The following is an 11,194-nucleotide window of genomic DNA, read 5'->3' as shown; positions in this document are numbered from 1 at the left end:
GGCGTCGGCGAGCGGCGGTTCGCTGGTGAGGGGCTCGGCGTCGGGCAGCGGCGGTTCGCTGGTGAGCGGGGTCTCGGTGCAGGCGCCCTCGGCGCTGAAGACGCAGAGGTATTCAGCGGGCGCCTCGGGTTTGGACGGGGCCGGGAGCAGAAGGGGTGCCGGTGCGGCCACGGGGGCCTCCTTGTCGAGTACGACGACGGGGGTTACCGCAGCCCTACCCACAGGACGCGAGGCCAGACGTACTGGAGGGGAGAACGTGCTTTTCGTCATGTTCCGTGGCTTCGTCGTTCCCGTCCACCGGTCGCGGCCGGTCGTCCACCGGTCGTCGGCGCGGGGTTCGTGCGGACATGAGCTACTCCACGACCGGCATCGACCTGACGGCCGCCGCGATCCTCGTCGCCCTCGCGCTGACCGTCTCCTGGAGACCGCGCTGCCGCTGCCGCCGCGGGACACGGGTGACCGGACTGCCGTACGCCGCCCTCCTGGTCCCGCTCGCGGTCTACGCGGCCTGTCTCCTGGCCGCCGCCACCTCGCTGCCGCTGCTGCGCCGCTCACTGCGCCCGGGGGAGCTCAGGTACACCTGAGCTCCTGATCTTCCGGTCCCGGGGGTACGGGGGACCTCCGGGACCGGAACGAGCCGTGTGCGGCAACACGAAGGCCCGGATCGTCGTCAGGCAGAGATGCCGTCGATCCGGGCCATGGCGTCGTCGGCGCCGAACGGTTGCAGGTACGGCAGCCAGCGTGGGTCCCTGTGCCCGGTGCCGATGATGCGCCAGGCCAGGCCGGTGGGTGGGGCGGGTTTGTGGCGCAGCCGCCAGCCGATTTCGAACAGGTGTCGGTCGGCCTTCACGTGGTTGCAGCGCCGGCAGGACGCCACCACGTTGTCCCAGACGTGCTTGCCCCCGCGGCTGCGCGGGATGACGTGGTCGACGCTGGTTGCGACGCCACCGCAGTACATGCACCGGCCCCCGTCGCGCGCGAAGAGCGCTCTGCGGGTGAGAGGAACGGGCCCCCGGTAGGGAACCCGCACGAATCGCTTGAGCCGGACCACGCTGGGTGCGGGGACTGTGACGTTCGCGCTGTGCATGTAGGCGCCGGATTCCTCGAGGGAGACCGCCTTGTTCTCCAGGACGAGGACGAGCGCGCGGCGGAGCGGTACGACGCCGAGGGGCTCGTACGACGCGTTGAGTACCAGGACATGCGGCACGGATGCCTCCTTGGGCGTCGGCGGCGCGTGGCTCGCGCCGGGACGAACTGCAGTCAGTCTCCCCTCTCGGCCGGGAGAAACGCCACCATGTCCCGGTAACGGGCTGGGAGTGTTTTCGACCACACCATTCTTCATCCCCAGGTGAGAGCCGTCTCTCCCCTCGACATTGCAACGATCCACACACGATGCACCGTTAGTGTGGTGAGCCTGCTTTTCCGGTGACCTTTCCGTGACCTTGACCGCCGTACCGGAAGGCAGACGCAGCACCTGGAGGTACCTGCCGTGTCCTTGTCCGCCGTCCTACTGGCCGCGAGTCCGTCGCCGTCGCCGTCCCCCTCGGACACCTCGACGCCGGCCGTGCCGAGTCTCCAGGACGCCCAGGAGAGCGCGACGAACGCCGCGAGCTGGGTCGAGCAGAACTGGTCGACCTGGCTGGCGATCGGTCTGCGGGTCCTGCTGATCCTGGTGATCGCCGCGGTGCTGAGAATGGTCGTGCGGCGGGCGATCACCAAGCTGATCGACCGGATGAACCGCACCGCGCAGGCGGTCGACGGCACATCGATCGGCGGTCTGCTCGTCAACAACGAGCGCCGTCACCAGCGCTCGCAGGCGATCGGGTCGGTGCTGCGTTCGGTGGCGAGCTTCGCCATCCTGGGCACCGCCGCCCTGATGGTCCTGGGCGCCTTCGAGATCAACCTGGCCCCGCTGCTCGCGTCGGCCGGTGTCGCGGGTGTGGCGATCGGTTTCGGCGCCCGCAACCTCGTCACGGACTTCCTCTCCGGTGTCTTCATGATCCTGGAGGACCAGTACGGCGTCGGCGACACCATCGACGCGGGCGTGGCCTCCGGCGAGGTCATCGAGGTCGGCCTCCGGGTGACCAAGCTGCGCGGCGCCAGCGGCGAGATCTGGTACGTCCGCAACGGCGAGGTCAAGCGCATCGGCAACCTCTCCCAGGGCTGGGCGACGGCCGGCGTGGACGTGACCGTGCGGGCCTCCGAGGACCTGGACAACGTCAAGCGGGTGCTGGGCGAGGTCGCCGAGAAGATGAGCAAGGAGGAGCCCTGGAACGAGCTCCTGTGGAGCCCGATCGAGGTCCTCGGCCTGGACAGCGTGCTGCTGGACTCCATGATCGTGCGGGTCTCCGCCAAGACGATGCCCGGCAAGTCCCTCACGGTCGAGCGTGAGCTGCGCTGGCGCATCAAGCGCGCCTTCGACGCGGCAGACATCCGCATCGTCGGGGGCTCGGCCGTCGTCATCGACGAGGAGGCCGCCGACCCGACCGCGGCGGTCGCGGCCCCGTCGGTCTTCTCCGACTCCGAGTCCCCGCAGGCCGCCACGGCCTCTCCGCTGGTGTCGGCACCGGCTCAGCGATCGGCGCCGAAGTAGCGGTCGGCGGGCCGGCGACGCGGCGGCGAACTCTCACCGTCTTCACGCGAACCCCACGTTCCCGTCACGAACGTGATCGTCTAGGGTCACCCCCACAGCGGGCCCTTGTTCTGGAGCGCAATGCCGCCCAGGGGCCCGCTTCGAATGTGGGGAAACGCATGAGAAAGCTCGCCATAGGCATCGCCGCGTCCGGCGCCCTGGCACTGACCGGTCTGGTCGCGCCCGTCGCGTCCGCGACCACCACGCCCGACCTGGTCTTCTCCGCCGTCACGGTCAACAACGGCAAGGCGGTCACCGTCGGCACCACCGCCGCCGTGAAGGTGCCGGTGACGTACACCCTCACCCACCCCTCCGACCTGACGATCGACTACCAGACCACCTTCGCGGGCGTCCTGCTCTACCGGGGCACGCTCAGCAGGATGACGAACGAGGCCGAGCCCGAGGACGTGCCCACCTGCACGACGACCGCGACGACGGACACCACCGTCACCGAGTCGTGCAAGGAGACCCTGGTGATCGCCCCCGACGACACCCTGTACTCGGCCGCGGACGCCACCACCTGGAAGGCGGCCGGCCTCTACAGCACGATGGACCGGGACGAGGACGGCTCCGACGGCCACATCCACATCGGCTACGACTTCGACGCCTGGGGCCCCCTCGGCAGCGGCGTCCAGGTCAAGCGCGCGGCGAAGCTCACCGCCGACGCTGCGCCCGAGCCGGTGAAGAAGGGCGGGACCATCACGGTCACCGGCAAGCTGACCCGGGCCGACTGGGAGGCCGGGAAGTACACGGGTTACACCTCCCAGAAGGCGACCCTCCAGTTCCGCGCCAAGGGCACCAACAGCTACACCCCCGTCAAGACGGTGACCTCCGGGACCGGCGGCGCGCTGAAGACGACGACCAAGGCCACCAAGGACGGCTACTACCGCTACGTCTTCGCGGGTACGGCCACCACCGGCTCGGCGACGGCCCCCGGCGACTTCATCGACGTCCGATAGCCGTTTCCCCCCGCTTCTCGACCGCCCCCGCAGGTAACGACTCCGTTTCCTGCGGGGGCGGTTTGCCGTTCCCCCCTTGACGGACAGGTGGTCCAGACCTAAGTTCCGGTGCATCCGATAGGAAACCTTCCTAACAGTCGCCGGACAGTAAAGTCGTCCGGCAGTCACGGAGAGGGGCACCCATGGCAGGCACACCACGCACGCTGCGCGCCATGAACGACCGTGCCGCGCTCGACCTCCTGCTGGAGCACGGCCCCCTCTCCCGGACCCGGATCGGCAAGCTCACCGGCCTGTCCAAGCCGACCGCGTCCCAGCTCCTGGCCCGCCTGGAGGCGTCGGGCCTCGTCCTCGCCACCGGTACCAGCGAAGGCAGGCCGGGCCCCAACGCCCAGCTGTACGAGGTCGACCCGACCGCCGCGTACGCCGCCGGGCTCGACGTCACCCCCGAGCGCATCCTCGCCGCGGTGGCCGACATCACCGGCCGCACGGTGGGCTCCCACGAACTGCCGACCCCGGGACGCCGGCCCGCCCAGCCCGTCGTACGGCAGGTCACCGACGCCCTCGACGGCGCGGTGAAGGCCGCGGGACTGGCCCGTGACGACGTCCACCGGCTCGTCATCGGCACCCCGGGCGCCTTCGACCCGGGCACGGGTCGGCTGCGCTACGCCTCCCACCTCCCCGGCTGGCACACCCCGACCCTCCTCGACGAACTCGCCGCCGCGCTGCCGATGCCGGTCGAGTACGAGAACGACGTCAACCTCGTCGCCGTGGCCGAGCAACGGCTCGGAGCGGCCCGCGGACACGAGGACTTCGTGCTGCTGTGGAACGAGGGCGGTCTCGGTGCCGCCCTGGTCCTCGGCGGACGGCTGCACCGCGGCTGGACCGGCGGTGCGGGCGAGGTGGGTTTCCTGCCGGTTCCCGGAGCACCGCTGGTGCGGCAGGTGACCAAGGCCAACAGCGGTGGCTATCAGGAGCTCGCGGGCTCCCAGGCCATCCCGGCCCTCGCCCGCGAGCTCGGCATGACGGACATCCCCTCGGGGCCGTACGCCGAGGCCGCCGCCGCCCTCGTCGAGCGGGCCGCCACCGAGGACTCCGTCCCGGGCCGGCTGCTCCTGGAGACCTACGCCACCCGTCTGGCCACCGGTCTCGCCTCCCTCGTCTCCGTCCTCGACCCCGAACTCGTCGTCCTCAGCGGCGCCTCGCTCACCGCCGGCGGCGACACCCTGCGCGCCCTCGTCCAGGCCGAGCTGGAGGAACTGGCGGCCTCCCGGCCCCGGCTGGTCGTCGGCGACGTCCGTGAACACCCCGTGCTGCGCGGCGCGCTGGAGAGCGCGCTCGCGGCCACCCGCGACGAGGTCTTCGACACCTCGCGCTGAGCCCCCGACCTCACTGTCCCTTCCCGTCCCCTGGGAGACCCCCTCATGCGCACACCCATACCCTCGTCCGCCCGAAAAGCGGCCTTTGCCCTGACCGTGTCCGCGGTGCTCGTCACCACCGCCTGTACCGGCCAGTCCTCCTCCGGCGCCGACGACGACGCCTCGAAGGAGACGACCATCAACTTCTGGCACGCCTGGAGCGCGGACTCCGAGGTGGCGGGAGTGAAGGCGCTGGTCGCCGGTTTCGAGAAGGCGCACCCCAACATCCACGTCAACGTCGTGGGCAACATGACCGACGACAAGATCAACCAGGCGCTGCGCACGGGCGGCGGCAAGGCCCCGGACGTCATCTCGTCGTTCACCACGAACAACGTGGGCAAGTTCTGCTCCTCGGGGGCGCTGGTCGATCTCAACCCGTTCTTCAAGAAGTCGTCGATCGACCCGGACACGACCTTCCCGGCCGCGATGAACCAGTACACGCAGTTCGACGGCGACCGCTGTGCCGCGCCGCTCCTCGGCGACGCGTACGGGCTCTACTACAACAAGACGGCGTTCGAGAAGGCGGGCATCACCGCGCCGCCCAGGACGTGGACCGAGTTCGAGGCCGACGCCAAGAAGCTGACGATCGCCCAGGGCGACTCGTACAAGCAGCTCGGCTTCATGCCGGACTACCACGGCTGGGAGACCACGACCGAGCACTACATGGGCCAGTTCTCGCCCACCTACTTCGACAAGGCGGGCAAGTCCACGGTCGCCACCGACCCGGCCGTCGCCGCCGCCTTCACCCTCCAGAAGAAGCTCGTCGACGGCCTCGGCGGCTACCGGAAGCTGGAGAAGTACCGCGCGGGACTCGGCGACGAGTGGGGCCCCAAGCACCCCTTCCAGACCGGCCAGGTCGCCATGCAGCTCGACGGTGAGTGGCGGCTCGGCATGGCCGTGGACGCCAAGCCCGGCTTCGACATCGGCGTGGCCCCGCTGCCCGTCGCCGACGACCAGGCCGACCAGTACGGCAAGGGCTACATCACGGGCACCATCGCTGGCATCGCCGCCAACAGCAGCAAGCAGAACGCGGCCTGGGAGTTCCTGAAGTACATCACCACCGACACGGACGCGGTGGTCGGCTTCTCCAACGCCATCCACAACGTGCCCTCGACACTCGCGGCCCTGAAGTCCCCGCAGCTGAAGTACGACCCGCGCTTCAAGACCTTCCTCGACATCGCCGCGAACCCGAACTCGACGACCGCCCCGTCCTCGATCAACGGCGGCGTCTACCTCACCACCGTCCAGCAGCTCGGCTACGACTACGAGAGCGGCAAGGTCACGGACCTCAAGAAGGGCCTCGCCGACGCGGCCAAGCAGATCGACACGGACATCGCGCAGGCGAAGTAGCGATGAGCACCGTCACTCTGGCGTCGAAGCGCCGCCGGTCGGCGCTTCGGACCCTCGCCTTCATGTCGCCCTGGTTGATCGGCTTCACGGTCTTCTTCGCCTATCCGCTGCTCTCGACGGTCTACTTCTCGTTCATGCACTACGACGGCTTCAAGCCGCCGACCTGGAGCGGGACGAAGAACTGGACCTACGTCTTCGAGCACTACCCCTTCTTCTGGCCGGCCCTGCGCAACACCCTGTGGCTGGTCGTGGTGATGGTGTCCCTCCGGGTCGTCTTCGGCCTCGGTGTCGGCCTGCTCATCACGAAGATCAAGACGGGGACGGGGGTCTTCCGGACGCTCTTCTACCTGCCGTACCTGGCCCCGCCGGTGGCCGCCACGATGGCCTTCGCGTTCCTGCTCAACCCCGGTACGGGACCGGTCAACTCGATCCTGGAGAAGGTCGGCATCCCCGCGCCGGGCTGGTTCAACGACCCCGCCTGGTCGAAGCCGGCCCTCACCCTGCTCGCGCTGTGGGGCATCGGCGACCTGATGGTCATCTTCATGGCCGCGCTGCTCGACGTGCCGCAGGAGCAGTACGAGGCGGCCGAGCTGGACGGGGCGTCGGCCTTGCAGCGGTTCCGGTTCGTCACCCTTCCCAACATCGCGCCGATCGTGATGTTCGCCGTCGTCACCGGCGTGATCCAGACCATGCAGTACTACACACAGCCGCTCATCGCCGGGAAGGTCGCCTCGGGCGTGATCCAGGGTGCGGGCACCCAGTTCGAGCCCGGCTACCCGGAGAAGTCCACGCTGACCCTGCCCCAGCTCGTCTACAACCTCGGCTTCCAGCGCTTCGACTACGGCTCCGCGTGTGTCGTCGCCCTCGTCCTCTTCGGCCTGTCGATGGTGTTCACCGCGTTCCTGATGCGGCGCCGGGGCGGTCTCAACCTGGCAGGTGACTGACCATGACCCAAGTACTGGACCGGCCGGTGGAGCTGAAGTCCCCGGCCTCGCCCGCCGAGCGCACCGCCCGCCGCAAGGCGCTGCTGGAGTGGGTGGCGATCCACTCCCTCGGCCTCGCCGCCGCCCTCTTCTTCACGCTGCCCTTCGTGTTCGTGTTCCTGACCTCGCTGATGAGCGACACCCAGGCCCTCAGCCGCGATCTGATCCCGCACACCTGGGAGTGGGGCAACTACAAGCGGGTCTTCGACACCCCGGGCTTTCTCACCTGGTGGCGCAACACGCTGGTCTACGCGGGACTGGGAACAGTCCTCACCGTCGTGTCGTCGGTCCCGGTGGCGTACGCGCTCGCCAAGTTCCGCTTCCGGGGCCGCAATCTCTCCCTGATGCTGGTGATCTCGATGATGATGCTGCCGCCGCAGGTGGTCATCATCCCGATGTACCTGTTCTGGGCGAAGCAGCTCGGCCTGTCGGGCACCCTGTGGCCGCTGATCATCCCGATGGCCTTCGGGGACGCGTTCTCGATCTTCCTGCTCCGGCAGTTCCTGATGACGATCCCGAACGAGTACGTGGACGCGGCGAAGGTCGACGGCTGCGGTGATCTGCGCACCCTGCTGAAGGTCGTCGTCCCCATGGCCAAGCCCGGCATCGCGGCCGTGGCCCTGTTCCAGTTCTTCTACGCCTGGAACGACTACTTCGGCCCGCAGATCTACGCCTCGGAGAACCAGAACGCCTGGACGCTCAGTTACGGCCTGGAGTCCTTCAAGGGCATGCACCACACCGACTGGAACCTCACCATGGCCGCGACCGTGCTGGTCATGGCCCCCGTGATCCTCGTGTTCTTCTTCGCCCAGAAGGCGTTCGTCGAAGGTGTCACCCTCACCGGAGTAAAGGGTTAACAAGCCATGAAACTCACCGTGGTCGGCGGAGGCTCGACCTACACCCCCGAACTCGTCGACGGCTTCGCCCGCCTGCGCGACACCCTGCCCGTCGAGGAACTCGTCCTGGTCGATCCGGCCGCCGAGCGCCTGGAGCTGGTCGGCGGTCTCGCCCGGCGCATCTTCGCCAAGCAGGGCCACGACGGCCGTATCGTCACCACGTCCGACCTGGACGCGGGCGTGGACGGCGCCGACGCGGTACTCCTGCAACTCCGCGTGGGCGGCCAGGCGGCTCGGCAGCAGGACGAGACCTGGCCCCTGGAGTGCGGCTGCGTCGGCCAGGAGACGACCGGCGCGGGCGGCCTCGCCAAGGCGCTGCGCACGGTCCCGGTGGTCCTCGACATCGCCGAACGGGTCCGCCGGGCCAACCCGGACGCCTGGATCATCGACTTCACCAACCCGGTCGGGATCGTCACCCGGACCCTGCTCCAGGCCGGGCACAAGGCGGTCGGGCTGTGCAACGTGGCGATCGGCTTCCAGCGGAAGTTCGCCGGGCTGCTCGGCGTCACCCCTGCCGACCTCCACCTCGACCACGTGGGCCTCAACCACCTCACCTGGGAGACAGCTGTACGACTCGGCGGTCCCGAGGGCGAGGACGTCCTGCCCAAGCTGCTCGCCGAGCACGGCGACACGATCGCCGGCGACCTGCACCTGCCGCGTCCGCTCCTCGACCGGCTCGGCGTGGTCCCGTCGTACTACCTGCGGTACTTCTACGCGCACGACGAGGTCGTACGGGAACTCGGCAGCAAGCCGTCCCGGGCCGCCGAAGTGGCTGCGATGGAGAGCGAGTTGCTGCGGATGTACGGCGACCCTGCCCTGGACGAGAAGCCGGAACTGCTCGCCAAGCGCGGCGGGGCCTACTACTCGGAGGCGGCGGTGGACCTCGCCGCCGGGCTGCTCGGCGGGGGCGGCAGCCCCTACCAGGTGGTCAACACCCTCAACCGGGGCACGCTGCCCTTCCTGCCCGCCGACGCGGTGATCGAGGTGCAGGCGGCGGTGGGCCCGAACGGTCCGACGCCGCTGGCGGTGCCGTCCGTGGACCCGCTGTTCGCGGGGCTGATGGCGCACGTGACGGCGTACGAGGACCTGGCGCTGGCGGCGGCTCTGCGGGGCGGCCGGGACCGGGTCTTCAAGGCGCTGCTCGCGCATCCCCTCGTCGGCCAGTACGCGTACGCCGAGGGCCTCACCGACCGACTGATCGCACACAACCGGGAGCATCTCGCGTGGGCCTGACCGCATGTGTCCTCGCCGTCGACGCGGGCAACAGCAAGACGGACGTCGCGGTCGTGGCGGCCGACGGCAGCGTCCTCGCCACGGCCCGCGGCGGCGGGTTCCGGCCGCCGGTGGTGGGCGTCGAGGCGGCGGTGGACGCCGTCGCCGACGCGGTCGGCAGGGCCTTCGCGGCCGCCGGGGTCAGTTCGGTGGAGCACGTCTCCGCGTGCCTCGCCAACGCCGACTTCCCGGTGGAGGAGCGGCAGTTGGCCGCGGCGCTGCGCACACGCGCGTGGGGCCCGGACGTGGAGGTCCGCAACGACACCTTCGCGATCCTGCGGGCCGGGGTCACCGAACCGCGCGGGGTCGCCGTGGTGTGCGGCGCGGGCATCAACTGCGTCGGCATGCGGCCCGACGGCCGTACCGCCCGCTTCCCCGCGCTCGGCCGGATCTCCGGCGACTGGGGCGGTGGCTGGGGCCTCGCGGAGGAGGCGCTGTGGCACGCGGCCCGCGCGGAGGACGGCCGGGGCGTCGACACCGACCTCGCGCGCGTGCTCCCGCACCACTTCGGGCTGCCCTCCATGTACGCCCTGATCGAGGCCCTGCACCTGGAGGAGATCGCCCCCGCCCGCCGCCACGAACTGACCCCGGTGCTCTTCGCCACGGCCGCCACGGGCGACCCCGTGGCCCGCTCCCTCGTCGACCGCCTGACCGACGAGGTGGTGTCCATGGCGACGGTGGCCCTGACCCGCCTCGACCTCCTCGACGAGGAGACGCCGGTCCTGCTCGGCGGCAGCGTCCTGGCCGCCCGTCACCCCCAACTGGACGACGGCGTACGGGAGCTCCTGGCGGACCGCGCCCCCAAGGCCGTACCGCAGGTGGTGACGGCGCGGCCGGTCCTGGGCGCCGCGCTCCTCGGCCTGGACCGGGCCGGGGCCTCCTTGGAGGTACAGGCGAGGGTGCGGGCGTACTACGAGGCCTGAGCGAGCACCGCGTCGGCCACCTCGGAGACGGACATGTCCTTCCCGACGTCGACGCGGGCCAGCCCCAGCCGGTCGACGGCCGCCACCATCAGCTCCTGGTAACGCATGCTGCGGGCAAGGAACTTGTCCATCAGGAACCGCTCCTCGTCCGTCGCCTCGTCGTAGCGCCCGGCCGTCCGGATCCGGGCCCGTACGACGTCCTCGCCGGCGGTGAGCCAGACGGCGGCGGTGTGCGGCACGTCCAGCGTGGCCACCCGCTCCGGCCACAGCGCCGAGCCCTCCAGGACCAGGCCAGGTCCGGTGGCGTGCGCCCGGACCAGGTCCTCGATGCGGGGCCACAGCCGCTCGTAGTGGGCGAGGACCGATTCGATCAACTCGTCCACGCCGAGCGTCGCGTAGTGCTCGGCCACATGCGGCGGCACCTCCCGCTCCGGCGTGCGCCAGGGGCGCCCCGGATGTCTGGCCAGCAGGTCCGTCGAGCGGTGCTCGAAGCCGAGCCGGCCGGCGACCGCCCCGGCGACCGTGGACTTGCCGGTATTGGACGTTCCGCCGATCATCACCACACCTACCCCGCGCACGACGGTGACCTTACGCGCCCCTTGGGGGGAACCGAACCGATTCCGGCGGCGTATTGATGGGCAAGGGGTGGTGCAGAACGCGGGGCGCCGGCAGGCGGTCCGCTGCGATCCGATCAAGATCGAGTGAAGCCCGGTGCGGATGTCGGTCCCGGCAGCGATACTTGCGGCGAGGGATGACCATGGGGG

General features: G+C 70.1%; 11 protein-coding genes. 9 read left to right on the top strand and 2 right to left on the bottom strand.

Annotated elements, in window-relative coordinates; all coding sequences use genetic code 11:
• The first annotated feature begins 347 nt into the window (after positions 1 to 347).
• Complete coding sequence (locus ACFVYN_RS02230; RefSeq protein ID WP_389991656.1) at positions 348 to 584, top strand: hypothetical protein; 237 nt, start codon at positions 348 to 350, stop codon at positions 582 to 584.
• 86 nt (positions 585 to 670) lie between these two features.
• On the opposite strand, the gene ACFVYN_RS02225 is transcribed toward ACFVYN_RS02230, so the two are convergent.
• A complete protein-coding gene (locus ACFVYN_RS02225) occupies positions 671 to 1,207 on the bottom strand; it encodes an HNH endonuclease (RefSeq protein ID WP_389991211.1) in 537 nt (178 codons plus the stop codon).
• 282 nt (positions 1,208 to 1,489) lie between these two features.
• Between ACFVYN_RS02225 and ACFVYN_RS02220 the strand changes: the two genes are divergently transcribed.
• The 8 genes from ACFVYN_RS02220 (at position 1,490) to ACFVYN_RS02185 (ending at position 10,430) form a co-directional block, all read left to right on the top strand.
• Positions 1,490 to 2,593, top strand: a complete 1,104-nt coding sequence (locus ACFVYN_RS02220; RefSeq protein ID WP_389991208.1) for a mechanosensitive ion channel family protein — start codon at positions 1,490 to 1,492, stop codon at positions 2,591 to 2,593.
• Positions 2,594 to 2,751: 158 nt separating this feature from the next.
• Entirely contained in the window at positions 2,752 to 3,591 is an 840-nt protein-coding gene (locus ACFVYN_RS02215; RefSeq protein WP_389991206.1) for a hypothetical protein, read from the top strand.
• Positions 3,592 to 3,773: 182 nt separating this feature from the next.
• The gene (locus tag ACFVYN_RS02210; protein ID WP_389991203.1) at positions 3,774 to 4,967 is read left to right on the top strand and encodes an ROK family protein; all 1,194 of its coding nucleotides are present in this window, start codon (positions 3,774 to 3,776) and stop codon (positions 4,965 to 4,967) included.
• A gap of 45 nt (positions 4,968 to 5,012) precedes the next feature.
• Entirely contained in the window at positions 5,013 to 6,356 is a 1,344-nt protein-coding gene (locus ACFVYN_RS02205; protein WP_389991201.1) for an ABC transporter substrate-binding protein, read from the top strand.
• Positions 6,357 to 6,358: 2 nt separating this feature from the next.
• Complete coding sequence (locus tag ACFVYN_RS02200; protein ID WP_389991198.1) at positions 6,359 to 7,300, top strand: carbohydrate ABC transporter permease; 942 nt, start codon at positions 6,359 to 6,361, stop codon at positions 7,298 to 7,300.
• Between the two features lie 2 nt (positions 7,301 to 7,302).
• The gene (locus tag ACFVYN_RS02195) at positions 7,303 to 8,196 is read left to right on the top strand and encodes a carbohydrate ABC transporter permease (RefSeq protein ID WP_389991195.1); all 894 of its coding nucleotides are present in this window, start codon (positions 7,303 to 7,305) and stop codon (positions 8,194 to 8,196) included.
• A 6-nt stretch (positions 8,197 to 8,202) separates the two neighbouring features.
• Positions 8,203 to 9,468 (top strand): 6-phospho-beta-glucosidase, encoded by a 1,266-nt coding sequence (locus tag ACFVYN_RS02190; RefSeq protein WP_389991192.1) that lies wholly within the window; start codon positions 8,203 to 8,205, stop codon positions 9,466 to 9,468.
• The gene (locus ACFVYN_RS02185; protein ID WP_389991189.1) at positions 9,459 to 10,430 is read left to right on the top strand and encodes an N-acetylglucosamine kinase; all 972 of its coding nucleotides are present in this window, start codon (positions 9,459 to 9,461) and stop codon (positions 10,428 to 10,430) included. The genes ACFVYN_RS02190 and ACFVYN_RS02185 overlap by 10 nt, the downstream gene beginning before the upstream one ends.
• On the opposite strand, the gene ACFVYN_RS02180 is transcribed toward ACFVYN_RS02185, so the two are convergent.
• Positions 10,418 to 10,987, bottom strand: a complete 570-nt coding sequence (locus ACFVYN_RS02180) for a hypothetical protein (RefSeq protein WP_389991620.1) — start codon at positions 10,985 to 10,987, stop codon at positions 10,418 to 10,420. The genes ACFVYN_RS02185 and ACFVYN_RS02180 overlap by 13 nt on opposite strands.
• Positions 10,988 to 11,194: the final 207 nt, after the last annotated feature.

The sequence above is a fragment of the Streptomyces sp. NPDC058307 genome, from assembly GCF_042880295.1.
Lineage (GTDB): Bacteria > Actinomycetota > Actinomycetes > Streptomycetales > Streptomycetaceae > Streptomyces.
This window is presented reverse-complemented; position numbering and strand designations above follow the sequence as displayed.